Source organism: Leptolyngbya sp. AN02str (genome assembly GCF_050565595.1).
Lineage (GTDB): Bacteria > Cyanobacteriota > Cyanobacteriia > Elainellales > Elainellaceae > Kaiparowitsia.
The window spans coordinates 86,838-110,737 of record NZ_JBNXVR010000012.1 but is presented as its reverse complement, the minus strand read 5'-3'; the positions used below and the strand labels follow the sequence as shown (position 1 = coordinate 110,737).

The 23,900-nt window shown below is 51.1% G+C and carries 20 protein-coding genes, 33 tRNA genes and 1 other annotated feature; of the genes, 10 read left to right on the top strand and 43 right to left on the bottom strand.

The window, feature by feature from the left end:
• Positions 1–45 precede the first annotated feature (45 nt).
• From ACQ4M4_RS11750 to ACQ4M4_RS11715, 8 genes are all read left to right on the top strand, one after another.
• Positions 46–840 (top strand): ABC transporter ATP-binding protein, encoded by a 795-nt coding sequence (locus ACQ4M4_RS11750; protein ID WP_430684665.1) that lies wholly within the window; start codon positions 46–48, stop codon positions 838–840.
• A 183-nt stretch (positions 841–1,023) separates the two neighbouring features.
• A protein-coding gene (locus tag ACQ4M4_RS11745) for an IS1 family transposase (RefSeq protein WP_430684714.1) occupies positions 1,024–1,745 on the top strand; the annotation gives its coding sequence in 2 pieces (ribosomal slippage) (positions 1,024–1,321 and positions 1,321–1,745; 723 coding nt in all).
• On the top strand, positions 1,726–3,387 hold the full coding sequence (locus ACQ4M4_RS11740; protein ID WP_430684664.1) for an FAD-dependent oxidoreductase: 1,662 nt from the start codon (positions 1,726–1,728) through the stop codon (positions 3,385–3,387). Before ACQ4M4_RS11745 ends, ACQ4M4_RS11740 begins: the two co-directional genes overlap by 20 nt.
• Positions 3,384–3,734, top strand: a complete 351-nt coding sequence (locus tag ACQ4M4_RS11735; RefSeq protein ID WP_430684663.1) for a 4Fe-4S binding protein — start codon at positions 3,384–3,386, stop codon at positions 3,732–3,734. Before ACQ4M4_RS11740 ends, ACQ4M4_RS11735 begins: the two co-directional genes overlap by 4 nt.
• Before the next feature lie 121 nt (positions 3,735–3,855).
• Complete coding sequence (locus ACQ4M4_RS11730; protein WP_430684662.1) at positions 3,856–4,884, top strand: ABC transporter substrate-binding protein; 1,029 nt, start codon at positions 3,856–3,858, stop codon at positions 4,882–4,884.
• 103 nt (positions 4,885–4,987) lie between these two features.
• Positions 4,988–5,821, top strand: coding sequence for an ABC transporter permease subunit (locus ACQ4M4_RS11725; protein WP_430684661.1), 834 nt, complete (start codon positions 4,988–4,990; stop codon positions 5,819–5,821).
• Positions 5,822–6,100: 279 nt separating this feature from the next.
• A complete protein-coding gene (locus ACQ4M4_RS11720) occupies positions 6,101–7,378 on the top strand; it encodes an MFS transporter (protein ID WP_430684660.1) in 1,278 nt (425 codons plus the stop codon).
• A 276-nt stretch (positions 7,379–7,654) separates the two neighbouring features.
• A protein-coding gene (locus ACQ4M4_RS11715) for an IS1 family transposase (RefSeq protein WP_430684659.1) occupies positions 7,655–8,484 on the top strand; the annotation gives its coding sequence in 2 pieces (ribosomal slippage) (positions 7,655–7,996 and positions 7,999–8,484; 828 coding nt in all).
• A 159-nt stretch (positions 8,485–8,643) separates the two neighbouring features.
• Here ACQ4M4_RS11715 and ACQ4M4_RS11710 read toward each other — a convergent pair.
• The 42 genes from ACQ4M4_RS11710 to ACQ4M4_RS11505 all read right to left on the bottom strand — a co-directional run bounded on the left by ACQ4M4_RS11710 (position 8,644) and on the right by ACQ4M4_RS11505 (position 20,285).
• Positions 8,644–9,495, bottom strand: coding sequence for a GNAT family N-acetyltransferase (locus tag ACQ4M4_RS11710; RefSeq protein ID WP_430684658.1), 852 nt, complete (start codon positions 9,493–9,495; stop codon positions 8,644–8,646).
• Between the two features lie 11 nt (positions 9,496–9,506).
• Positions 9,507–10,064, bottom strand: coding sequence for an RNA 2'-phosphotransferase (locus tag ACQ4M4_RS11705; protein WP_430684657.1), 558 nt, complete (start codon positions 10,062–10,064; stop codon positions 9,507–9,509).
• A gap of 69 nt (positions 10,065–10,133) precedes the next feature.
• Positions 10,134–10,212 (bottom strand) — a sequence feature (23S ribosomal RNA rRNA prediction is too short).
• 129 nt (positions 10,213–10,341) lie between these two features.
• Complete coding sequence (locus ACQ4M4_RS11700) at positions 10,342–11,205, bottom strand: hypothetical protein (protein ID WP_430684656.1); 864 nt, start codon at positions 11,203–11,205, stop codon at positions 10,342–10,344.
• A 75-nt stretch (positions 11,206–11,280) separates the two neighbouring features.
• Positions 11,281–12,009, bottom strand: a complete 729-nt coding sequence (locus ACQ4M4_RS11695) for a hypothetical protein (protein WP_430684655.1) — start codon at positions 12,007–12,009, stop codon at positions 11,281–11,283.
• A gap of 77 nt (positions 12,010–12,086) precedes the next feature.
• On the bottom strand, positions 12,087–13,520 hold the full coding sequence (locus tag ACQ4M4_RS11690; RefSeq protein WP_430684654.1) for a vWA domain-containing protein: 1,434 nt from the start codon (positions 13,518–13,520) through the stop codon (positions 12,087–12,089).
• Between the two features lie 257 nt (positions 13,521–13,777).
• Positions 13,778–13,848 (bottom strand) — tRNA-Ser (locus ACQ4M4_RS11685).
• Positions 13,849–13,880: 32 nt separating this feature from the next.
• Positions 13,881–14,609, bottom strand: a complete 729-nt coding sequence (locus tag ACQ4M4_RS11680; protein WP_430684653.1) for a hypothetical protein — start codon at positions 14,607–14,609, stop codon at positions 13,881–13,883.
• Positions 14,610–14,888: 279 nt separating this feature from the next.
• Positions 14,889–15,089, bottom strand: coding sequence for a hypothetical protein (locus tag ACQ4M4_RS11675; RefSeq protein ID WP_430684652.1), 201 nt, complete (start codon positions 15,087–15,089; stop codon positions 14,889–14,891).
• 30 nt (positions 15,090–15,119) lie between these two features.
• Positions 15,120–15,208, bottom strand: a tRNA-OTHER gene (locus ACQ4M4_RS11670).
• 91 nt (positions 15,209–15,299) lie between these two features.
• Positions 15,300–15,376: transfer RNA gene (locus tag ACQ4M4_RS11665), tRNA-His, on the bottom strand.
• 2 nt (positions 15,377–15,378) lie between these two features.
• Positions 15,379–15,452, bottom strand: a tRNA-Ala gene (locus ACQ4M4_RS11660).
• Positions 15,453–15,631: 179 nt separating this feature from the next.
• Positions 15,632–15,707: transfer RNA gene (locus ACQ4M4_RS11655), tRNA-Ala, on the bottom strand.
• 5 nt (positions 15,708–15,712) lie between these two features.
• A tRNA-Arg gene (locus ACQ4M4_RS11650) sits at positions 15,713–15,788 on the bottom strand.
• Positions 15,789–15,794: 6 nt separating this feature from the next.
• Positions 15,795–15,869: transfer RNA gene (locus tag ACQ4M4_RS11645), tRNA-Val, on the bottom strand.
• Between the two features lie 5 nt (positions 15,870–15,874).
• Positions 15,875–15,946, bottom strand: a tRNA-Gly gene (locus ACQ4M4_RS11640).
• 2 nt (positions 15,947–15,948) lie between these two features.
• Positions 15,949–16,023: transfer RNA gene (locus ACQ4M4_RS11635), tRNA-Gly, on the bottom strand.
• Positions 16,024–16,027: 4 nt separating this feature from the next.
• A tRNA-Thr gene (locus tag ACQ4M4_RS11630) sits at positions 16,028–16,103 on the bottom strand.
• 3 nt (positions 16,104–16,106) lie between these two features.
• Positions 16,107–16,179, bottom strand: a tRNA-Thr gene (locus ACQ4M4_RS11625).
• A 6-nt stretch (positions 16,180–16,185) separates the two neighbouring features.
• Positions 16,186–16,260: transfer RNA gene (locus ACQ4M4_RS11620), tRNA-Thr, on the bottom strand.
• Between the two features lie 7 nt (positions 16,261–16,267).
• A tRNA-Met gene (locus ACQ4M4_RS11615) sits at positions 16,268–16,338 on the bottom strand.
• Positions 16,339–16,340: 2 nt separating this feature from the next.
• Positions 16,341–16,414: transfer RNA gene (locus ACQ4M4_RS11610), tRNA-Leu, on the bottom strand.
• Between the two features lie 5 nt (positions 16,415–16,419).
• Positions 16,420–16,494 (bottom strand) — tRNA-Lys (locus tag ACQ4M4_RS11605).
• Between the two features lie 30 nt (positions 16,495–16,524).
• Positions 16,525–16,599 (bottom strand) — tRNA-Lys (locus tag ACQ4M4_RS11600).
• A gap of 53 nt (positions 16,600–16,652) precedes the next feature.
• Positions 16,653–16,730: transfer RNA gene (locus tag ACQ4M4_RS11595), tRNA-Ile, on the bottom strand.
• A gap of 1 nt (position 16,731) precedes the next feature.
• A tRNA-Leu gene (locus ACQ4M4_RS11590) sits at positions 16,732–16,807 on the bottom strand.
• A gap of 158 nt (positions 16,808–16,965) precedes the next feature.
• Positions 16,966–17,041, bottom strand: a tRNA-Pro gene (locus ACQ4M4_RS11585).
• Positions 17,042–17,046: 5 nt separating this feature from the next.
• Positions 17,047–17,147, bottom strand: a tRNA-Leu gene (locus ACQ4M4_RS11580).
• Between the two features lie 5 nt (positions 17,148–17,152).
• Positions 17,153–17,229: transfer RNA gene (locus ACQ4M4_RS11575), tRNA-Leu, on the bottom strand.
• Between the two features lie 102 nt (positions 17,230–17,331).
• Positions 17,332–17,404 (bottom strand) — tRNA-Gln (locus tag ACQ4M4_RS11570).
• A 6-nt stretch (positions 17,405–17,410) separates the two neighbouring features.
• A tRNA-Gln gene (locus ACQ4M4_RS11565) sits at positions 17,411–17,486 on the bottom strand.
• Between the two features lie 5 nt (positions 17,487–17,491).
• Positions 17,492–17,566: transfer RNA gene (locus ACQ4M4_RS11560), tRNA-Asn, on the bottom strand.
• Positions 17,567–17,730: 164 nt separating this feature from the next.
• A tRNA-Ser gene (locus tag ACQ4M4_RS11555) sits at positions 17,731–17,821 on the bottom strand.
• A 5-nt stretch (positions 17,822–17,826) separates the two neighbouring features.
• Positions 17,827–17,903 (bottom strand) — tRNA-Arg (locus ACQ4M4_RS11550).
• A 93-nt stretch (positions 17,904–17,996) separates the two neighbouring features.
• Positions 17,997–18,081: transfer RNA gene (locus ACQ4M4_RS11545), tRNA-Tyr, on the bottom strand.
• A 35-nt stretch (positions 18,082–18,116) separates the two neighbouring features.
• Positions 18,117–18,193, bottom strand: a tRNA-Glu gene (locus ACQ4M4_RS11540).
• Between the two features lie 144 nt (positions 18,194–18,337).
• Positions 18,338–18,408 (bottom strand) — tRNA-Trp (locus ACQ4M4_RS11535).
• Positions 18,409–18,410: 2 nt separating this feature from the next.
• Positions 18,411–18,485: transfer RNA gene (locus ACQ4M4_RS11530), tRNA-Ile, on the bottom strand.
• A gap of 5 nt (positions 18,486–18,490) precedes the next feature.
• Positions 18,491–18,565: transfer RNA gene (locus ACQ4M4_RS11525), tRNA-Cys, on the bottom strand.
• 148 nt (positions 18,566–18,713) lie between these two features.
• Positions 18,714–18,787: transfer RNA gene (locus tag ACQ4M4_RS11520), tRNA-Arg, on the bottom strand.
• A 141-nt stretch (positions 18,788–18,928) separates the two neighbouring features.
• Positions 18,929–19,002, bottom strand: a tRNA-Asp gene (locus ACQ4M4_RS11515).
• 397 nt (positions 19,003–19,399) lie between these two features.
• A complete protein-coding gene (locus tag ACQ4M4_RS11510) occupies positions 19,400–19,810 on the bottom strand; it encodes an alr0857 family protein (protein ID WP_430684651.1) in 411 nt (136 codons plus the stop codon).
• 28 nt (positions 19,811–19,838) lie between these two features.
• On the bottom strand, positions 19,839–20,285 hold the full coding sequence (locus ACQ4M4_RS11505; protein WP_430684650.1) for an HNH endonuclease: 447 nt from the start codon (positions 20,283–20,285) through the stop codon (positions 19,839–19,841).
• A 540-nt stretch (positions 20,286–20,825) separates the two neighbouring features.
• Between ACQ4M4_RS11505 and ACQ4M4_RS11500 the strand changes: the two genes are divergently transcribed.
• Together ACQ4M4_RS11500 and ACQ4M4_RS11495 are read left to right on the top strand one after the other, a co-directional pair.
• Positions 20,826–21,203, top strand: a complete 378-nt coding sequence (locus tag ACQ4M4_RS11500; protein ID WP_430684649.1) for a hypothetical protein — start codon at positions 20,826–20,828, stop codon at positions 21,201–21,203.
• Between the two features lie 321 nt (positions 21,204–21,524).
• Positions 21,525–23,228 carry a protein adenylyltransferase SelO gene (locus ACQ4M4_RS11495; protein WP_430684648.1) on the top strand — a complete coding sequence of 568 codons (1,704 nt, stop codon included), beginning with the start codon at positions 21,525–21,527 and terminating at the stop codon, positions 23,226–23,228.
• Positions 23,229–23,252: 24 nt separating this feature from the next.
• On the opposite strand, the gene ACQ4M4_RS11490 is transcribed toward ACQ4M4_RS11495, so the two are convergent.
• Entirely contained in the window at positions 23,253–23,486 is a 234-nt protein-coding gene (locus ACQ4M4_RS11490) for a tautomerase family protein (RefSeq protein ID WP_430684647.1), read from the bottom strand.
• Positions 23,487–23,900: the final 414 nt, after the last annotated feature.

Below are 23,900 nucleotides of genomic sequence, written 5' to 3'. Positions count from 1 at the left end.
GCCGCGCCAAGCCAACATCCGCTTCACCTCTTCAGGAGATTTGCAATGCGACATGGTACTCATCTCAAAGCTCAAGGACTTACCAAAACCTTTGGCCTTGCCCCCGTTCTAGCAGATGTCGATTTGGAGGTTATGCCGGGGGAGTTCTTGGCGGTGGTCGGCCACAGTGGATGTGGCAAGAGCACACTCCTCCGGCTACTGGCCGGCCTGGAAGCGCCCACTTGGGGCACCGTCTTGCTCAACGGGGAGCCAATTCGCGACCTTGATCCCACAACTCGGGTCATGTTTCAAAATCCTCGGCTGCTGCCGTGGAAGTATGTGTTGGAGAACGTGGGGATGGGCCTTCTGCACCATCGCAAAGATTGGCGGAAGCGGGCAGAAAGGGTGCTTCACCAGGTGGGTCTGAGCGACAAGCTGCACGAATATCCATCGTTTTTGTCGGGTGGGCAGCGGCAACGGGTTTCGCTGGCCCGAGCGCTGGCCAGTGAGCCATCGCTACTGCTGCTCGATGAACCGTTGGGGGCGTTGGATGCCTTAACGCGGATGGACATGCAGCGATTGGTTGAGGATTTGTGGCAAACTCAGCAGTTCACCGCCATTTTGGTGACGCACGACATTCAGGAAGCGGTACTGCTAGCCGATCGCGTGGTACTCATCGACCAAGGAGCGATCGCCCTCGATATTTCCGTATCGCTACCCCGCCCTCGCAACCCGAATAGTGCAGCCTTTAGCGCGATCGCCCAAACCATTCTAGAACGAGTCATGCAGCGAGCTGAGCCCAGTTCTGATCTCGTTCCTGGCGCCTCGCAATTGTTGACGAGCGCATGGGCGAGTGCATAGCTCAGCGAACAACTTTCGGAATGAAATGCAACCTGTGGACTAACAGATGGGTTGCTTCGTTAAAACATTGAAAAAAAATGGGGGTAGTCCTAAACGTGTAAGGATGACTAATTTCTAGCTTGAGTAGGGTACAGCGGTAGCTGCTGAAATGCTATGTCTAATCTGCTGCGCTCTAACTTAGCCATGCCCTTAACAGTCCCCTGCTGCCCTAGTTGCCGCTCAGAGCACGTGGTCAAAAACGGCAGAATCCATAACGGCAAGCAAAACCACAAATGCAGCGACTGCGGTCGCCAGTTCGTCCAAGACCCGCAAAACAAGGTCATCGACGAAGGCACTAAACGCCTCATTGACAAGCTGCTGCTCGAGAAGATCCCACTCGCCGGGATTGCGAGAGTCACCGACGTTTCCGAACTATGGCTTCAGCAATACGTCAATGCCAAATACGAGCAGGTGCCCCGCCAAGTCACGGTGAGCACCAAAAAAAGGGGCGCTTGACCCTGGAATGTGACGAGGCGTGGTCGTTTGTGGGTCACAAAGGGAATAAACAGTGGATCTGGTTGGCGCTTGACCGCAGTACACGTGAGATCGTAGGCGTACATATTGGTGACCGGAGCCAGGAAGGTGCTCAAGCCCTTTGGGAGTCTTTGCCAGCGGTCTATCGCCAGTGTGCCCTCTGTTATACCGACTTTTGGCAGGCATACCGTGCGGTCTTACCGCCCCAGCGGCACCGTTCTGTTGGCAAAGAAAGCGGACAGACCAATCACATTGAGCGCTTTAACTGTACGTTACGGCAACGCGTCTCACGCTTGGTTCGCAAGACCCTTTCGTTTTCCAAGAAACTGGAGAATCACATTGGAGCAATTTGGTTTTTCATTCATTACTACAATGCATCCTTACCTCTTTAGCACTACCAAAATGGGAATTCAAACTCAGGCATTAACCGACTCTGTAGAGGTGCAGCTTCAAGCCGATGTGCTGGTGGTGGGTGGTGGTCCGGCGGCAACCTGGGCAGCCTGGAGTGCAGCAACTCAAGGCGCTAAGGTCGTGCTGGTAGATAAGGGCTATTGCGGCACCAGCGGCGCAGCGGCCCCGTCCGGGAATACGGTATGGTACGTACCGCCCGCGCCCGATCTGCGAGAAGAGGCGATCGCCAAGCGCATTGCCCGTTCTGGAGAGGAGCTGTGCGATCGCGACTGGATGCGTCGTGTGTTGGAGCAAACCTACGACTGCATTCACCTGCTGGAGCAGTGGGGCTATCCCTTTCCGCAGGATGATCAAGGAGGATTGTATCGACGATCGCTCCAGGGGCCAGAATACATGCGGCTGATGCGCAAGCAGGTGCATCGAGCTGGCGTGAAAATTTTGGATCAGAGTCCAGCGCTGGAACTGTTGGTGGCTGCCGATGGCGTGGTGGCCGGAGCCAGAGGTGTGCAGCGGCAAGCGGGCAAGCGCTGGCAGGTAAACGCTGGAGCCGTGATTTTGGCATCCGGTGGATGCGCGTTTTTGAGCAAGGCTTTGGGCTGCAACGTGCTCACGGGCGACGGCTACCTGATGGCGGCTGAGGCTGGAGCCGATCTCTCTGGGATGGAGTTTTCCAACGTTTATGGCATTGTGCCCACCTTCGCCACCGTCACCAAAAACGCCTTTTACCGCTGGGCCAGCTTTACCGACGAAGACGGCACTCCTATTGAAGGAGCCAACGCAGGAAAGGGGCGACCTGCCATTGCAAAAGCGCTGCTGTCTCAACCCGTTTACGCTCAGCTGCACGCGGATCCCATGACCCAGGCAATGATGCGCACGGCACAGCCCAACTTTTTCCTACCGTTCGATCGCGATCGCATCAATCCCTTTACCCAACGGTTTGCTATTACCCTACGGCTGGAGGGAACCGTTCGCGGCACCGGCGGCATCCGGGTTGTGGATGGAGGATGCGCTACGTCGGTACCAGGGCTCTATGCAGCAGGCGATGCTGCCAGTCGGGAAATCATTTGCGGCGGCGTCTCAGGCGGGGGCAGCTTGAATGTGGCCTGGGCGTTTTCGTCGGGGGTGTGGTCGGGGGCGGCAGCGGCAGCATTTGCCCGATCGCTCGGTGCTGCAACACAGACGCGATCGCTCTACAGCCTTGGCGGTGCTGCAACCAATCCCCAAACTCGTGCCGTGAATCCGCAGGAACTCACTCAAGCAGTCCAGGCAGAGGTGTTTCCCTATGAGCGCAACCTGTTCCGCCATGCCGATGTGCTGACCGATTCTCTCAATCGCCTCAACGCTTTGTGGCGGGAGGTGAGGCATTTGGGTGCGGATGCAGCGCAGACGGTGCAATCCCGAGAGGCGATCGCCATGCTGGCAACAGCTCGGTGGATGTATGCCACAGCGCTGCAACGTCAGGAGTCACGCGGCATGCACAAGCGGTTGGACTATGCCCAGACCCATACTGATTTTCATCATCGGCTCATTACTCGGGGATGCGATCGCATCACAGTTGAGGCTGATGCTACCCATCCTAAATTTGATTCGTTTTGGTACTCGCGGGAGGTTGGTGCACTGTGATTGAACTCGTTAGCCAATCCCGCTGTATTGAATGCAATCTGTGCGTTAGCGTTTGTCCCACGAATGTGTTTGATGCAGTGCCAGGAGCCCCTCCCGTAATTGCTCGGCAAAGCGATTGCCAAACCTGTTATATGTGCGAGGTGTACTGTCCAGTGGATGCGCTCTACGTTGCGCCCAATGCCGACGAGTCGGTACAGGTTAACGAGGCAGAACTCGCAGAGTCGGGTTTGCTGGGCAGCTATCGCAGAATTGTAGGCTGGGGCCAGGGACGAATTCCCGGAGCAGCTATCGACACCGGGTACTATACCCACCGCCATCTTGCAGAATTGATTCAGCAAACGAATTAGCTTGCGTCTATCTATTTATCCTTGAATTGTTCATCCTGAAATCTATTCAGTGTTTCAGTAATGATATCCGAAAAATTCACATCACCATTTCAGATTGATTCATTTGAGAAGGAGGCTTAGTATGGTTTACAAGGTTCAAGTTTCGTCTAGCTTTAAACTAAGAGTGTCTGGGGCGATCGCCTCATTCGCGCTACTGGTTGCTAGCTGCACCGCCCCAACCGCAACCGCTCCAGCCCCAGGCAGTAATGCTGGACCCGCCAATTCATCGGCAACAACCGTCCTGCGAATTGGATTTACTTCTGCCGATGGTAGCAGCCTTCCCATCGGCCCCATTGGCTGGGCAGAACAGCAGGGCTATTTGGATGACGAATTGCAAGACGTTGGCATTGCCGACGTCGAATTTTACGGATTTGACAGTGGCCCCGGCGTGAATGAAGCCGTTGCGGCTGGCTCGGTCGATCTATCGATGAATGGAGATACTCCCGCCATTGTGGGCAAAACGAATGGCCTGAGAACCCGCCTCATCAACATCAACACCGTTGATATCAACGTTTACTTAGTCCCGAAAAAAGGTGGGCCTGAAACCATTGCCGATTTGGCAGGCGGTTCGATTGGGGTGCGGGTGGGGGCAATTCCCCATCGCTATGTGGTGGGTCTGCTGGAAAATGCAGGGCTAACGGGCAAAGTGCGTATCGTGAACCTGACCAATAGTGAAGGCGAGGCGGCGCTGGCCAGGGGCGATATTGATGCCTATGCCGCGACTGCCGCCCTGGCTTATCGCCTCCAATCTCAGGGCTATAAGGTGATTGATGAAGCGACCAATCACGACAACTTAGCTGGTTCTAACATTACCGCTGCAACAGAAGCATTTTTGACAGCGAATCCCAGCTTTGTGGAAAAGTGGCACGAAATTATTGCTCGGGCCACCCGCGAAATTCAGGCTCAACCAGAGGCGTACTACCAGTTCGTCAGTGACGTGAACAAGCAGCCTGTTGACGTATCGGAGTTCACCTCGCCCATTAGCCAATACCCAAGCGAACCCCTACCAGCTAGTGGTTTAGAAAATCTGAAGCAAACCCAACAGTTCTTGATCTCGGAAAAAATTGTCAAGTCGGATTTTTCTTTTGATGAGTGGGTTTATCGTCCCTAAAGCACATCATTGATGAGGGGTGGAACTCCTAAAATATTTTGAATAAATGATGACCCTGACCCACTCCAATTATTAGTTCTTGGATTACCCCAATGATTGACCTATGGTATCTGCGAAATCTTCTCAACCAGCCGAATCTGAGTCGCTCCAGCCGCGATCGCCCCATCCTCCAGCACCATTGCTGCGTCAAATTAAACCGTGGGTAGTGCCAATTGGCTTGTTACTGGTGTGGGAACTGTTGGCTCGGTTGGGCCTACTGCGCATTGAACTCATGCCAGCACCCACAACGGTTCTCAGTTCGGGCTTCGATTTGCTGATCAGCGGGGAACTGCTGCAACACATGAAAGTAAGTACGGGACGGGCAATCGCGGGCTTTTTGGTTGGGGGCGGGTTTGGTTTCTTGCTGGGCTTGCTCAACGGCCTATCGCCAACCGCAGAAGATTACCTGGATGCTTCCATGCAAATGCTGCGGAACATTCCCAACCTGGCATTAGTTCCGCTGGCGATTCTCTGGTTTGGCATTCACGAAGAGTCAAAGCTGTTTTTGGTGGCGATCGGGGTCTTTTTCCCGATCTACATGAACACGTTTCATGGCGTGCGGGGCATCGATCCCGAGTTGATTGAAGTATCGCGCGTGTATGGGCTGCGCTCGTGGAATCTGTTTTGGCAGGTGATTTTGCCCGGAGCGCTATCCTCCATCTTGATTGGATTTCGCCACTCGTTGGGTATTACCTGGGTTACGATTATCGTGGCAGAAACCGTGGCTGCTGACTCAGGTATTGGGTTTCTGGCTACCGAGGCGCGCGAATTTTTGCGAACAGATATCGTGATGCTGTGCGTGATTTTGTATGCCCTATTGGGTAAACTGGCAGATTCAGCCGCGCGGCTTTTGGAACAACGCTGCCTCAAGTGGCATCCAGGCTATCAAAAAGGATAGGGTTTCATCTCCTTGTTGCCGAATGAGGATGCGAGCATTCGTATCCTCTTTTTTTGGTGTATAAGACCGACGCAAGTTCATCAAGCTAGTGTTGCACAATTTAGTTTTGTATTTTTACACCATAAGGTTTGGGGACTTCGCCCCCAAGCAGGGGTTTCACCCCTTCACGCCCTTCAAAACTTATTTTTTGCTGTACTCGTGTGTTTGTGGTGTGTGCATGCATCACACCCGGCAGCAAACCCAACTGTGTCAGTTCGTGTTGTTGTTTGGAAAGGGTTCATGAGAGGTTTTCAATCGGTTCAGCTTTCAATCAATTTAGCTGCATTTCGATCGCGCAATTATCGTCTCTTTTTTATAGGCCAAAGTTTGTCCATGATTGGTACGTTTATGACTCAGGTGGCGATCGCCTGGTTAATCTACCAGCTGGCTAACTCTGCATTCCTACTGGGATTAACGGGGTTCCTGGGTCAGTTTCCCACATTTGCATTAGCTCCATTTTCCGGCGTGTTCGCCGATCGCTGGAATCGGTATCGCCTCCTGGTATTGGTGCAGTTGGTTGGGACTGTGTTGTCGTTCGTTCTCACCATCTTGTACGCACTCGATCAACTCAACATTCCCATGCTGGTGCTGCTCAGCACATTGGCTGGGCTGCTGCGCGGGCTGGATGTGCCTGTGCGCCAAGCCTTTGTGATTGAAATGCTGGAGAGCCGGGATGACTTGACCAGTGCGATCGCCCTCAATGCATCCCTCATCAACGGTGCAAGGCTGATAGGCCCCGCGATAGCGGGCATCCTTATTGCGGCTATTGGCGCGGGAAGTTGCTTCCTGCTGGATACTCTCAGCTATGTGGTGGTAACGATCATGTTGCTGATGATGCACATCCAGTCGAAGCCCGTTACCAAAACCAACCAACCGATCTTGGAAACCCTGATCGATGGTTTTCAATATGTACGCAACTGCTGGCCCATTCGCTCAATTTTGCTGCTGCTGGCCAGCATGAGCCTGATGGGTCTGCCATACATCACCCTGCTGCCCGTGTTTGCCGTACAAATGTTTGGGGGCAATGCAACTACCCTCGGCTTTTTAACAGCTGCCTCGGGTTTGGGCGCATTCTCGGCAGGGGTTTATCTCAGCACGCGCCGCACGGTCTTGGGTTTAGGCAAGCTAATTGCCTTTAGTCCCATGTTGTTGGGGAGTAGCTTGGTTCTGTTCTCCATTTGCAAACCGTTTGGGCTGGCGCTAGTACTGATGGCGATTGCCGGATTCAGCTCCATTCTACAAGCAGCCTCCAGCAACACCCTGATCCAAACCATTGTGGACGATAACAGGCGAGGCCGCGTCATGAGCTTTTACGCCATGAGCTTTATGGGCATGATTCCCTTTGGTAGCTTGATCGCCGGAAGTTTGGCCAACCACATTGGCGCATCGGCAACCGTTGCGATCGGTGGTATTGCCTGCATGATTGGATCACTCATGTTTCTTCAGCAGTTACCCATGATGTGCTCCATTCTGCGTCCTATCTACTATCAGCGCGGCATTTTATCCCGTCAAGCGTGAGTTTGCAGACACATGGTATTGCTAGAACATCGTCTCTTTTATAGAAACGGGAGAGTATGAGAGGGGGAGCCTGCTTGACTGACAAAACGGGAGGAGGGTGAAAGGAAAGCTAGGAGGGAAGCAGAGCCTGATTTAAGCTGATGAGTAACCACACAAATCAACTAAATCAATGTCTCCGACTTCCCGTCTTTATAATGCGTTGAAGGATTTTCGATAGTGCATCAATTTGATGTGGGATTGATAGAGTAGAGATGCTCATTAACTAGAAATCACGTGATGCAATGCCCGCTGTGTGGTCATAGCAAAGCCCATAAACACGGTAAGATGCCCAATGGTTATCAACGCTATCTTTGTCCTGCTTGCCAGCAAACCTTCTGTGAATCCTTTGATAGTCTTTACTACCGTCGTCATGTGAGTCCTGAACAAATTCGCCAAGTCCTGCAAGCCCATAGTGAAGGTAGTAGTCTGCGTGGGATTAGTCGGACGACCAAACTGGCTTACAACACAGTCGTTAGCATTGTACGGGCTGCCAGTCAAAAAGCACAACTGGTTCACAACCAGGAGTTGCAATCGGTCGAAACCGAAGAAGTCTGTGCCGACGAGATGTGGTCGTTTGTTGCAAAAAACAGAATCAATGCACCAGTGAGGAGCGCAACCGGGGAGCCTGTTGGATTGGTTTGAGTCTGACTCGTTCCAGTGGCTTGATTCTTGCCGCCTGTGTGGGTAAACACACCGATGTATTCATTGAGCAATTAGTGGTCAACACCGAAGGAAAGACCGCTTGCAAACAGTTCAATACCGATGACTGGGGTGGATACGAGCGAGTGTTGCCACCAGAGATAGAACACTACATTGGCAAAGATAAAACACAGCGTTTGGAGCGGACGAATGGAACATTACGACAACAAACAGGACGATGGCATCGACGACAGAATAAGTTTGGCAAGGTATGGGAACAGACCAAAGTGACGACTCGGTTAGTCGTCAGTTACTTTAATTGGATCTGGAAACATAGTCGATTCAAAAACACTACCGCACAGAGAGCGGGATTAACGAAACGATTGTGGAACTGGCACGACATCGCCACTTATCCCACATTAATCTGATGCACCACCCCTTTTCCAGGTAAGGAGTATCAATAAACTTTTGTGCCTGGAAGTAATGCTCACTGGTTGCCCAATACAACTCATCCAGCGTGAAGCCATGCGCTGAAAAGTTGGAGAAGCAACCGTAGGGCTTTTCTCGCTCGACGTAGAAGTGAATGGTCATGGTTGCTCCTCGAAAATGAATGAATAGTCGTGCCAGTCACAGACAGGATGATACCCAATTTGTTTGTAAATATGATTGGATGTAGGGTTCGCTAAATCTGTAAACAGAAAGCAGCGATCGCATCCCTGGTCTAATAATTTTTGGCTCAATGCAGCAACACAAGCGGTTGCATATCCTTTGCGGCGATACTCCAGCGGAGTATAAACAGGACCAATGCGAGCCGCTGTCGGTAAAGATTGGCTGCCACTTGCCCAGGAAACGGGAGTACCGTCGTCCCAAAGATGCACACTCTGGCGTTTTAACCCACTCTCGACCATCCTTTCAGGCGTTTCACTCACCACTTCGCCAATCTCTGCAACAAAGGCTTTAAACCAGTCCAGTAGCAAGGGGCGATCGCCCTCAGTGGCGAGCCTGAGATACCCCTTTGCCGTTGCGACTGGTTCAACCTGGGTTAGTTGATGGATTCGCATTTCCATCGCCCTGCGATAGGATTGCCCAGTCAGAGCCTGCCAGGATTGCAAAAACGTTGCCACATCTGTTACTAACCCACCGACACCCGGAACGGGCTTCCCATGTGCCTGAACATCTTGGGCAATTAACTGGAGCGCATCTAAGTCCATTGCTTTGGACAGCACCAGTTTGTAGGGAGGGGTATGAATGGCGACAGCCAAAATTCCATTATCGGCTTCCACGATCGCCAGGTAAGGCGGTTCAGGGTAACGCTCTGGGTAATGCCGTAGCGTATGCAAAATACCGAGTAATAGATTGTGTTCTGCCTCGTACTGGAGTAAATAAGCTTGAGCGCGATCGCAGAACGCTTGAAGGCTATCAAATCGACGTAATTGCATGGTTCATCTCCTTAGCACTCAGGACTCAGGATCTTCAAGTATTGGGGTGGAACCTCATCTACTAGCCAAACCCCGTTGTCTGAGCAGTAGAAAGTAAACCCGGCTTGCTGCATTGCAGTCGCAGCGATCGCAAAAATTACCGGACGACCCTGCCGCATTCCAACCTTGCGAGCGGTTTCCACGTCTTTAGACAAATGCACATGATGCCGTGACATCTTGAGCAGTCCTGATTGGAGAATTTCAGACACCGATTGTTCACCTGTTCCGTGATACAACACATCCGGTGGAATTTGCGGCTGTAGTTCTAAATCAACGTCAACACTATGTCCTTGATTGGCGCGAATCCGAGTCCTGGTTTCATCAAATGAGAATCGTTGTTTATCGCTGGTGGCAACGACTTCCTCCAACTCGGCACGAGTGATAGGAAATTGATGGGCAGCACAAGCAGATAACAGATCATCGACGTTTACCCAACCCCCGGTCTCCAGAATCAGCCCAATCCGCTCTGGTGCGTGTCGCAGATGTTTGCTGAGGTATTTGCTAATTTTGATCTGCCGTGTTTTGTCCATACCGTTTCTCCGCTTCAATCAATCTCCTGCGTGCAAGTCTTGAGAGCATTGCGCTTTCTCAGTTACTTGGGGCGCTCCGCTGGTGAGTTATTACACACTCTTTCAAGGATGGCTACTTCTAAGCCTACCTCCCAGGTTCTTTGCACTCGCGTTCGGCTGAGTACTCACGCCGAAGCCCGTTCGCAAGCGCCCACTGCTCACAGTGGCACGTTTCCTCTCGTACTCGTATGTAAGCTCTACAGGTTAGGGCACGCAGGAAACTATGAAATGTTACTGCTTACCAGGCAAAGATTCCTGAACGTGGTTTAGCAGGAACTACTTTTGCGGCTCGAATACACAGTTGGGCAATCAACTCGGTGGAAGTGACGGCACTTTGCAGTTGAGCAAAGTTGAGAGTGTCTGCTTTGATTTGGGCAATCGCCAACACTTTATCAATCCCGTCATCGCTCAACCTCATGCCTGCCTTCAGGAAGTCAGTACAGGGTCCCTGATGCCGTTGGGTGGGGGTGCGACTGCGCTTACACCAGAAGTGACTGATGACATGGAAGACGTGCCCTTTGCCCCAATCAAAACTAACCGCAACCACAGGCACACTGTGTCGCGATAGCAGGTCATGGCTTGCCGCTTCGATCGCCACCTTATCGGGATTGAGAATGGCGATCGGGTGGCTGCTGCCCTCCAACCACCACTGCGGGTCAGTTCCCAGTACCACTACGTCAGACCACAGGCTATTTAAGCTTGGCTCTACAGAAATCACTTCATCCCCGGTTGCCCGTCCGGTAAACTTGACCATGCCGGGAAAAGCAGGTTCGATGAACCGCCCCAGTGCCCAGGCAGAACTGACTAGCCACTTGCCTTCATTCACCCGTTGGCTGAGGTGTTCAATCAGGGCTTTGTCGTAACTACTAGAGCAGTTGACAAAGATGATTTGAGCATCCAGTTTTGATGCATCTGGGTTCATGGTGCAGGGGACATTTAAACACGCCAGAATATCTTCGACGCGATCGAAACTGCCTGCGTACACGGCGACATCCTGCTTTCGCAGCTTGTTCAACACTTGCAGGTCTTCAGGATGCTGCTCGGCAAGGCGTTGACGAACGGCGATCGCTGCCACTTCATACGCCTTCTTCATGTCGCTCATCACAATCACCTCCTGCGGTTGAGCGAGATTTGAAATTTTAGGGGAGTATAGGGCAGGCTTCCCCACCCTACGGGTTTAGTGTCGAGTAGTGGGCATCAGCCACATCCCCGGTCGCTCCAGCCAGTTTTTCACTAGCGGTTCTGGAAGACGGTTTAACAGCTTGAGCATATCCCAGGTGTTGACCTTCATGGCTTTGGCTAACTCCTCTCGAATGCGATCAGTGCTAACCGTTGCCATCAGGTCAGGTAGTTCTGGGTTATGCAAAGCTTCCTCCAGGTCGGGAGCTAAGCGAAAGCCCAATTTGACTGCAAAGCGCACGGCTCTCAATGCCCGAAGTGGGTCGTCTGTGAGTGTCACCATTGGTGGCAACGGTGTTCTCAATACCCGCGCTGCCAAATCGGTCTGTCCGTTAAACAGGTCAATCAGTTCTCCTGTTTCGGACTTTGCCAGGGCATTCACCGTAAAGTCGCGGCGCTGCAAATCATCTTCCAGGCTTCCTGGAACAACAATTGGCTTTCGAGTTCCCGGCAAGTAATCTAACTCCCGCCGTGCCAGCACAAAGTCAGCCACCAATGCCTGATGAGGAGCCGGAAACTTAGCGCGGATTGTTAAGCAGTCCTCCGTTTCCAGAAAGATTCTGAACCCTGCCTCCAGCATCCAATCCTTCATGAACTGGAATGCCTCATGGATTGTCTTGTCCTGTGCCTCTACAGGCGTGAGAACAAACGAGAAATCGGCATCCTTGCTCTTGATGCCCAGCAGTTCATCACGAACTTTGCCACCGACTTCAAAGATTTGTGGCATGGGTCTTCACCTCCTCACCAATAGTCTTGGTTGGAAGGGGACTACCCACCCCAAAGAGATATGGCAGTCCCAGCTTCCTACTTATCCGTCCGTACAGGTAGCGGCGCGTCTAGAATCTCCATCAGCAGATCAAGACGAGAAGGGCGTGCCAGCAGCGGCACAAGGTTGGGCAAGCTGTAGTAGTCTCCCGCAAAGGTAAACGTTTCTACAGGTGCCTGCTGTCCCTTTAGTTGGCTCTCTAACCAGTTGCAGTAACCGCCCACACGGACAATCACCACATTGGGCATGACTGCCAACTCCCGGCAGTAAGTCTTGTAAACCTCACCGAAGTAGGGAGCCGCATTCTCACCTTCGTCTGTGACGACGATGATCTGGTCAACCACCTGCTTCTTCTTCCGCATCGCTTCCAGAGGCGCACCAATGCTCGTACCACCTCCAGCCTTGATGTGCTGGAATGCCCGTTCCCAGTCAGTCAACTCCTTGCCCCGGGCAGTGACAGGGTAGGGAATATTGTCGAAGGCGTAAACAAACAGGTCTGCCTGAGTAATGCCAGAGATCAGGGCAGCAAGTCGCTTTCCTAACTCGATCGCATGCTCCATCGAACCCGACTTGTCCACGAGCAGCGCAGTCGGACGGGTAATGACACCACGCCGCTTCACCTGCTCATTCGTTACCTTCTCTAAGCGAGCCAGAGTATCGTCATCGAGATCCGCTGCGTCGGCTGCAATCTGTGCTTTGAATGCGGCAACTCGCGCACTCTTGGATGCCTCGTCCAGTTTGCCATCAATCAACGCCTTCACCTCTGGATGATCCATTGCCCCTCTTGCCTTCAGTGACTTGAGGTTGTTGATCACTTCCTGCGGAGTCATGCTGTTGATCAGCGCCACCAGAACGGTGGGAGTCAGTTGCTTGATCGCACCAATAGCGATCGCATAGGGCAACTTAAACTCGACAATCAGCCGTGCCTGTTCTGCCGTACTTTCAGCCTTTGCAAGCTGCTTTAGCACCTCTGCTAGAGAACCCACGGGAGGCTGGTCACGGAACAGAATTGCATTTGCCCGCTCATCAGGCTTGATGTGCAATGAAGCGTACAGGTGCTTCATTGCCTTGCGTCCCCGCAGTGCGGCGCGGTCGAACAAAGCAGGGTTGCTCTCCCGCACCTTCAGATACCGCTGCACCGCAGTCCGGGCAGAACGAGGGAGCTTATTGCGGTGCTGCTTCATGAAGTCCACCACACGAGCTACCTGATAAGGTGGAAACTCTTGCAGCATGATGAAACCAGCATCCCGGTGTTCGGTCAAGTCGCTGGTTAGCAGATGTGCAACAAACACTTCCTTGTGGTCGCGCACATCGCCATTGCGTTGATACCACACTGCCAGGTGTCCGTAAAAGATAGGGTCAAGTTCCACAATCAGTTGGTGGATTTCTGCCACCTGCTCCAGCTTTCGGTGAGGAGTGATGAGCAAGCTGTTGAGCATTTCCAGTCGCAAATCGCGTTCGGTATTGTTCATGGGAACCTCCTCGGGTTGTGGTGGATGAGGAGGCAGATGTTGCACGCAACGGTGAAGAGTCACCGCGCAAGTTACAGAAGCTTGGCTGAAGGCGTTATTCCTCCAGTTTTGCCTGCTATGGGTCTCAGGCTTGCAGCGTATCCCTCCAGATACGCACCTTTGTTTGTTGGAGAGTATGTAAGCTTCTGCGATCGGGGCGCGGCAACAACTGCCAAAATTTAGATAGAGTCACTTCGTGCAAGTTAAAAAAGCGGTTGTGTCATACACAGGATTTGAACCTGTAGTAGCTTGCTCTCAAGTCAAGTGCCTTATCCATTCGGCGAGTATGTAAGCTTTTTGGGTTAGGGCACGAAGTGAATTTTATAGTTTAGAAAGTTGATTTAGAATCGATCGAATTTCCTTCTTGCTACACTGTTGTTTCTTCGCCGCATACATTCTGCGACCATTGATCCGTCTTGCAGCACTCCGAGAAATGGCACCTTCCAAAACATCTGTAACCCATTCTGTGGGTGAAGGCGGAAATTCCTCAAACGTAACCAGATACCAGATCCCGTTGATTTGATGATACTGATGATACTCATCTAGAATCACTCTATCCCGCTGGGGTTGATTTCGTTTTTGCTTCCGAGGGGTCTTGGCAGACGCACACAGAGTTCCGGTTTCAGGATGGACATAGAACTTATCCCTGTAATGGCTATCTAAACGATTACGAGAGATCCAATAGGGCTTGCTGTAAGGGATGCCATCAATCAATTCAACGTGTCGCTCAACGTAGTCCCACACATGACTTAGAACGTGCTGTCCTGCCATTGTGTTACTGTCTAATTGCTGACACAGTTTGCTGTACACGTCGTTCCACGGTTGCCCAACGTGCGATCGCAAAAACCGACGCAAAGGACCGAGATGATCAGAGAGGTATTTGGACTTGTTTCTGGGTTTGATCAGGTAAGGGCTGAGTAATCCATCCTGACTGGCATCCTCAGTGAGTTTTTGCAATTGCTTCTTAAAGCCTTTTAGCTTCTTGAGGCTAATTCTCATCCCACCGCGAGGACGTTCAATCACAATTTCGCTCAAACGATGTTCGCTCATACTTCTGATGACTCAATTGCAGTTGTGTCAAAGTTAGTTTTTCCGTTGTGTTAGCGAACATCATTGAGATCACCTCCGTGCATGATTGAGTAAAAATCATTTGTAGTTAAACAATCGATTAGTTGAAATTTCGCACAAGTTAGCAAAGCAGAATCACTTGGTGCTCTACCATTGAGCTACAGGAGCAAAACAAGCTCCTGGTGGGAGTCGAACCCACAACCTCCCGGTTAACAGCCGGATGTGTGTAGGCTTTACAGGTCAGGGTGCGAAATAGAGTATTTACCCGTAAACGGCTTCAGGACGAATGATTAAATCACCACTTGGACGGCGATCGACTACATACGCGGAGAGTCGATTGGTGTTGACATCCAAGTGTCTGGAAACTTGTTCTTTAACAGCCACATCACTCATACCTGTAGTAATTCCTAATTGAGTTTCTAGGATGTCAAGCGATCGCCCCTCAAATCGAATATGAACCATTGCTATCACCTCTTGTTTCTCTATAAAACAACGGAAGGAGGAGGAATCGAACCCCGATAGCGTTAACACTATCCTCTGGTCTTCCAAACCAGTTGCCGTCCACATAGCCGCACCTTCCGAGAGCGGAAACTGGAGGAATCGAACCTCTACAGCACGAACTGCACGCCTGTTTTCGAGGCAGGTTGCTGACCTTCAGCCGCAGCTTCCATTTGGGGTGACTGACGAGAGTCGAACTCGCTAACACTGGTGTCACAAACCAGCCCCTCCACCACTTCGGGTTCAGTCACAGTGGAGCCAAGGGGACTTGGACCCCTAACCTCCTGTTTGCAAGACAGGCGCTCTAGCCAGTTGAGCTATGGTCCCATTTGGTGGATCTGGTCGGAGTCGAACCGACTGCCTCCCTGTAAGAGTTACACTCACAACTCGTACAAGTTCACAAAGCTGTTTAGACTTCTTTAGCAGAGAAGGTTGTATGTAAGCTTTGTCAGTAGGGGCACAAGTGATCTAGGTGCTCTATCCTTACGAGCTACAGACCCAGAATTTGGTGGATACGATCGGATTTGAACCGATATCTCCCAATCAGCCAGATTGGTGCTTTTCCAATTAAGCTACGAACCCATAAATGGCAGGAGTGGTAGGAATCGAACCTACACCAATCGATTTAGAAGATCGATGCCCTTTCCATTAGGCGACACTCCCACAGTTTGGTAGTCCCGGCAGGATTTGAACCTGCAACCCTCTGTTTGTAAGACAGATGCTCCACCTTTGAGCTACAGGACTACGAGAGCGAACGGCGAGACTCGAACTCGCATCTGAAGCTTGGCGTGCTTCGGTGTTTGCCCTTACACCACATTCGCATTGGAGCGAAAGACGAGACTCGAACTCGTGTCTCCTGGTTGGAAGCCAGGGATGCTTGCCGCTGCACCACATTCGCATTCTGGGGCTGGTGACAGGATTTGAACCTGCAACCTTTCGCTTACAAGGCGATTGCTCTGCCAACTGAGCTACACCAGCACAAGCAGATGGCGAGGCTTGAACTCGCGTCCAGGACATACCAAATCCTGATGCTGACCGACTACACCACATCTGCATTATTTGGAGCAGGCGACAGGATTTGAACCTGCATGAAGGCTGTACGAGAGCCTCATGTTGCCCTTTACATTACGCCTGCATTTGGACGCGAGGGTGAGAGTTGCACTCACCGATTGCAGCTTATGAGACTGCCGAGCCGCTCTTGCTCTATCCCCGCTATACCCCCAGCGAGACTCGAACTCGCAACAATCCGGGTTTAAGCCAGACACGTCTGCCAATTGCGTCACAGGGGCATCTTTGGTGGGCGCTGTAGGAGTTGAACCTACGTCAGTCTCCTTAAGAGGGAGATGCATAACCGTTCTGCCAAACGCCCATTTTTTCACTGCTGACCAAAGATTGAATTTGGTGGGTCGCCCAGGGGTTGAACCTGGATCTCTCCGCTTAAAAGGCGGCTGCATATCCGCTCTGCCAACGACCCGAATTAAGTTAATTTTTTGTGTGAGCAAAGCTCACACAAAAAATTATTCATTTTGGTACACCGAGCAGGAGTCGAACCTGCTAATAACACGCTTATCGGGCGTGCGCGTCCACCACTTCCGCCTTCGGTGCTTGGTACTCCCGGTGGGAATCGAACCCACAAAATCTAGATCCTCGGTCTAGAGCGTCTTCCCTTCCGCCACAGGAGCATCAGTACCCTTGGTGGGAGTCGTTCGCACAGCGTCTCCTTCGGAGAAACCCACAAAATCTGGTCTCTGAAGCCAGCACGTATTCCAGTTCCGTCACAAGGGCAAACTTTCTTTTTGTGTGCTGTGAGAATGGTGTTCTCACAGCACACAATACTCATTGGTCGGGATGGTAGGATTTGAACCCACGACTCCTTGGTCCCAAACCAAGGCTTCTGACCACTGAATTACATCCCGATACTTGGTACTGCTGGTGGGAGTCGTTCGCACAGCGTCTCCTTCGGAGAAACCCCCAACCTCTGGTTGCTAAGACCAGCACCTCTGACCGTTGGGCTACAGCAGCATAATTGGTACTCCTGGTGGGAATCGAACCCACACGTGACTATTTTTGAGACAGCCGCCTCTTCCGATTGGGCTACAGGAGTGTGACCTATGTTTTGTGTGCAGTGCGCACAAAACATAAAGCTTTGCTTTTTAGGAATGGGAGGAATACAGGGGAATGACCCAGGCGACTGTTTACCTCCCAACTGCCCCGCCAGGGTTTGAACCTGGAACTTCGCTTTCAAAGAGCGACATGGATGCCAATTTCACCACAGGGCATTGAAATGGATGCAGGAGTTGGGGTCGAACCAACCTCTCTCTGATTCAGAGTCACAGCGACTTTCCAATCGTCCATCCTGCAATAAATGGCTGCCCCAGCAGGACTTGAACCTGCAACCTAGCGGTTAACAGCCGCTCGCTCTGCCATTGAGCTATAGGGCAACGGTCTTATTTAATAGCTGCGTTTCACGCAGCTATTAAATAATTCATTGAGTGGGAAGTGACAGGATTCTCTGAAGGAGACGCTTCGCGAACGAACTGCCTTCTCGCCGTCTTCAGCGGCACGTGAGCACCAGCTTCACCAACTTCCCAAACAGTTCAAATTTTGGCGGAGGCTAAGAGAATCGAACTCTTGACGGTGTATTTCACCCGCAGGCGTTTTCAAAACGCTTTCCTCGTCCGTGCCGGACAACCTCCATGTTTGGCGAGGACGGAGGGACTCAAACCCCCACTCTTCAGGTTCGTAATCTGAGATGTTGTTCAGTTACACCACGTCCTCACAAGGCGGAGAGCAGTGGACTCGAACCACAATTGTTCATCCATCTGTTTAGCAAACAGCGCCAATTTCCTAATTGGTTTACTCTCCATAGATTGGTAGGTCGGGCAGGAGTCGCACCTGCAACGCAAGAAGCGGCTGTTTTACAGACAGTTGCCCACGCTGATAGGCGAGCCGACCCATGTTTGTTTTTGCTGCTCATGTTTGAGCAAGATTTGGCAGTGCCGACGGGAGTTGAACCCGCAAACACAAGATTGAAAGTCCTGTGGCTTTACCAATTTGCCTACGGCACCAAACTTTGAGATTTCTACAGCGTGCAAGTTTGAGAAGCTGTTTTTCAGCCTCCAAGTTGGCGGAGGCTGTAGGAGTCGAACCTACTTCGCTGATTAGGCGAGTGACCAGTATGTAGGCTTCTCGGATGAGGGCACACCGTAGAACGCACAGACCAGGATTTGAACCCGGACAAAAGGTTTTGGAGACCTTTGTGCTGCCATTACACCATCTGTGCATTGGTCGCAGCGGCGAGACTTGAACTCGCAATGACCAAGTTATGAGCTTGGGGCTTTACCATTAAGCTACGCTGCAATAGTTGGACTCCAGGGAGAGAATCGAACTCTCGCTAGTTGGTTTTGCAGACCAACGCCTTCCCACTTGGCGACCTGGAGATCAATTTGCTGTGCAAGTTGAAGAAGCTGTTTTGGATTGAACTACCTCGCCAGGATTGGAGGCGAGGACTGGAATTGCACCAGCAACCTATCGTGTTTCAAACGATCGTTCTACTGTATGTAGGCTTCTGACATCAGGGCACAGCAACGAGGATGACAGGGATCGAACCTGTGACCACTTGTCTCGGAAACAAGCACTCTGTCCATCTGAGTTACACCCTCATTGGGAGCCTTGACGGGAGTTGCACCCGCTTCTTTCTGGCTGAGAACCAGAACGACTTTTCTATTCGTCCACAAGGCTGTACGGCTTCTTCAGTTAATGGTTAGTGCTTCGCACTAACTATCAACCAGTTAAAGGCTGTACGGGGATGATGGGATTTGAACCCACGATCTTTCGCTCGACAGGCGACTGCTTTGAGCCACTAAGCTACACCCCCAAAGGTGGCATTTATGAAGTTTTCAAGGTTCAGGCTGGCTGATAAATCAGCAGGAATTAGAGGAAGCAACGTCGTTCCAGGTAATAGATTTGCCCGATGTTCTGTCGCTTTTGTTTGCACTGAATGAAAGATAAATTTCCCTGATTTGATGAGCCATCTTGAAGTGGCGTGGAAATGCCAGAAACATGAGTGGTTAAGAACTCTAAGAACTTCAAGAGACCATTGTTTTTAGTGTGGGAGTGAGTGTTCATTGGATTCGCTCCTCCGTGTCTCATCTCATACTACAAGCATAATACAATATACTACAAGCCGTCAAGGGGGTACTACAACTTTTTTGAGACGGGAGAGAACGACTATCAGAAGATCTTTGTATCGCTCTCTCCCACTTGATTTGCCCCTAAGCTGGAGAGGAAATGTGAGCTTCGCTCATCTGCCACAGCTTGTAAATGAAACGCTCAATTCGTTCACGAAGTGTCTCTGAAAGAGAATCGCTCATCAAAGCCAAAAACATCCCCTCCTGAGCTTCCTTGCTTTCAGCCATCCAGCAACCACTCAGGTTGACTTCTACCGAAGCATCATCAACCAATAAGATCGTTGAGTTGGGGTTGTACTCCCGTTGCAATGCCGCTTCCAACTCTTCAAGTTCAGGAATATCAGCCGGTAATAGAAAGGAAGCACGACCGGGTTCAACATGGAGCATTTGCCCTAACCGCATGGCCAGGAGGACTCGCTGGGCAATCAATAGTTCGGGGTTGGTCATGATTCGCTCCATGTAAAGCCCAACGTCGGTGTAATTCAGCTTTAACATTGGTCATGCCTCCTTTCCAGGCTTGAGATCAGGGGTCAACAGGGTGCTGTTCTTTCCAAAACTGCTCGGCAAAGGCGATTCCTTCGGAGAGCTTCGCTAACGCAGGATGCATCGGTGCTTTGGGTTTGGTTTGGAGTACCATCCCGGTTTCATGCAGGAGGCGATCGCCCTTACTGGAATTGCACTTCTCGCAGGCTGCTACCACGTTGTCCCAGGTATGGGTTCCGCCCTTCGAGCGGGGAATCACGTGATCCAGCGTCAGGTGCTTGGTGCTGCCACAGTATTGACAGGTGTGGTTGTCGCGGCGAAAAACTTCCCGCCGATTGACGGGAGGAAGTTTCCAGTGCCGCTCTGGATTACCACTGGTTAACCGAATGTGGTCGGGAATCTGTAGTACGACACTGGGAGAGCGGACTTCCCAGTGCTGGGTGCTACTGAACTCCAGAGTCTCGGCCTGTCCGGTAACCAGAAGCACGATTCTCGTTCCGAGAGGCTACGCCAACGCCCGCTTAATGTTGATCCGCGCCAGGGGCAAGTAGTTCTTAGAGAACACCACCACCTGGTTCTGGAGTATTGGAATTTTCTGTCGCTGCTGAGTTTGCATGAGTGTACTCCTCAAAAAAATAACCCCCGCCTCTGATCACCAGGAGCGGGGGTTGGGGAAGTGGATATGGCTTTCCCTATGTCGGTGTCAGGATGGTCCTGCACCTCCCGCTGCTAGTGAGCTGATCCGGATTGAGTCGTCCGGCGTTCGCGAAGCGTTCCGAAGGAGTTGTGCTATCCATGCCTTCGCTGACGGATTTACCGCCGTTAAACCAATACGTTTCCTCAAACGCAAACAGCGCCGATGCTCTGCCTAGACCGTGTTGAGGTCGGCACTGCATGGCGCTGCTTAAGGTGGCGAGGATGCGTATCATAGAAGGCTGTAGTATTTGTATTACAATTCTGGATGTCTACATACTACACTTGTAGTATCGGATTGTCCACCCTTGATTGAAATTTAGGATGTTCGGTTATGGATACACGCAAGCGGGGTAACACTTCGGAAATGCAGGTGACGAGTATCCGACTGGAACCCGAATTGAAAGAGCGATTGCGGCAGATTTCTGGGGAACAGGGCTATCAAACCCTGATTCGAGAAGTACTTTGGCAGTTTGTAGAGCAACAGATGAGGGCGGATGAGGTACGACCGTATTCAGCCGAGGATAGGCGATCGCCCTCTCATCCTCCACTGTTATCCATGTCGCATATTCGGGCGACGTTTAGGGCAGTCTCTCAACAAGAAGAGCAATGTGCTATTACAGGGCAGCGGATTCAACCACAGCAAGAGATGCTGTTAGGGTTAACAACAAACGGAGAGATTATAGCTCTCAGTATGGCGATCACTAAATAGTGCTTCCAGTAACAGGCATTGAGCCGAGATACCGTGAAAAATTTATCGTATAGGAATCAAAGCTTTGCTGGATAAGTTTTGCGGCAACCGAAATGAAAGCATTGACTGTTTGCTGGGTAGGCAGCTACTCGGTTATTTGTAGCGCTGAAGCTTAGATGAGCAGATTCCTCCGGTGGTACCCAAAGAATTTAAGGTGGTCTGCCTCAATCACCCCCACTAATAAGTCGGTTTAGGCTGGAAAGCTTCACATTTTATGTGTTAGCCTCTGCAAAGTCCTCAATTAAACATGAATCCTTCCCGACAGTATCGGCGCTAGCAACAATGTCATATCCATCTAAACCCTCTGCTGAACCTTGCGTAACGACCTTCGATGAGTTTGTGCAATTGGCAGATTATTCTCTGATGGATACCTTAAATGCCGATCCTGATGCCACGGTCGATGGGGATGATCACCGGGCTCGCCAGGTTTTTTCTGGTCATTTCGTACCTGTGACACCGACGCCGCTTGCAGATCCAGAATATATCGCTCATAGCCGCACTTTTTTTAAGGAACTTAGGTTGAGCGATGAGCTGGCGCTGAATGAAAAATTTCGCCGTGTATTTTCTGGTGATCTCTCTGCGGCCCATGGGCCGATGCGTCAGGTGGGCTGGGCGACGGGGTATGCCCTGTCGATTTATGGCACCGAGTATACCCAAAATTGTCCATTTGGTACGGGTAATGGTTATGGCGATGGTCGAGCGATATCTGTATTTGAAGGAATCATCAATGGACAGCGCTGGGAAATGCAATTGAAAGGGGGTGGCCCAACGCCTTATTGCCGGGGTGGCGACGGGCGTGCTGTCCTCCGGTCAAGTGTGCGCGAGTTTCTAGCGCAAGACTATATGCAGGCGTTAGGTGTGCCAACATCGCGCTCTTTGACACTGTATGTGTCTAAATCTGAGACTGTTACCCGACCCTGGTATTCTCAAGACTCCGACTCGATTGACCCTGATGTTTTGGTGGCCAATCCTGTAGCCATTTCAACTCGCGTTGCACCCTCCTTTTTGCGCGTGGGTCAGCTAGAGTTATTTGCCCGCCGCACTCGCAGCCATGCTCATCCAAAAGCATTAGAAGAGTTGCGTATGATCGTGTCGCACTTAATTGAGCGAGAGTACAAAAGCGACATTGATCAAAGCCTTGGTTTTGCCGATCAGTTAGTTGAGTTGGCTAAGCTATTTCGCCAGCGTCTCACTGCACTGGTGGCGAATTGGCTACGGGTTGGTTATTGCCAGGGTAATTTTAACAGTGACAACTGCGCGGCTGGAGGCTTTACCCTGGACTATGGACCCTTTGGATTTTGTGAAAAATTTGACCCCTGGTTTCAACCCTGGACGGGTGGCGGTGAGCACTTTTCATTCTTCAATCAGCCCATCGCAGCAAAAGCAAATTATTACATGTTCTGGAAAGCTGTGAGACTGCTACTGACAGAAGATGCTGAAGCGTTAGAACAGTTCGACCAGGTAGGTCGCGGCTTTTCAGAAGCTATGCAAACACAAATCCAAAAAATGTGGGCGGACAAACTTGGCTTGACTGAATATCACCCAAAGCTATTTGACCAATTAATGCAGTTGATGACTGACTCAGAGGTCGATTACACCATTTTCTTCCGCGAGTTATCTCATATCCCAGATGATATCTCAGCATTGAAAAAAAGCTTCTACGTTAAAACCTCTCCACAAGTTGACGAGCAATGGCAATCTTGGCTAAAAAGCTGGCACGACCTCGTCATCAACGACGGCAATTTGGCTGAGATATCAACAAAGATGAAACAGACGAACCCAAAATACACATGGCGAGAGTGGTTGATTGTCCCTGCCTACCAACACGCCATGCAGGGTGACTATACGTTAGTTAAAGAGTTGCAAGAAGTCCTTAGCTATCCCTATGATGAGCAATCCCAAGACGTAGAAGATAAATACTATCGTCTAAGACCTAAGGCGCTTTTCAACACGGGTGGCGTGTCGCACTATAGCTGTTCATCTTGAATTAGAAGTCGAAGCCGTCTATTGCTATTCCAGTGGGTTATAGCCTGGTTTTTTGTAGAGATTCTCTGGGTTGTTCAAGATTTCTGGTTGATAGACTGTCTCGACCCAATCCTCTGGGTTAATTCCTTCGATGGCAACCGAAATCGAGTCTTCGCTGCTTTCGAGAATGGACATAGCATCTTTCACAATTTGCTCGACAAACCGAACCTTCTGCTGTTCCGACCTGCCGGGATAAAGCTTGATGCTGATATGAGGCATTGTTTTTCTCCTTCAGTGCTTTGCTGAACAAAGTTTAAAGCCATTGGGCGCGGAGATCATTCTCATGACCAGGGACGAGCCGACAATTACTGGGTAAGAATTCGATCCACTGCCTAGATTGAGTTAACGTTTATTGGTAGGTATCGTTCCAGCGATTAATGTTCAACGTGTTGCATGAAGGATAGCAGGTGGTTTGCAACGACTTGGGGTTAATCGAAGTGGGGTACATGTCCCACTGCCTCAATTCAAATGAGTTGACTGTCTGCGATCGCTCTCTGCCGCCGAGTTGCATCAGCGGTTCCTAACACATCATCCGCTTTGCCCCACAGAATCAGCGTAGGATGGATGACTGACTTGAGCAATTCGATCGCTTAAATCCGAATACCCGCCACTTCTGGTAAAAGAGGCGATCGC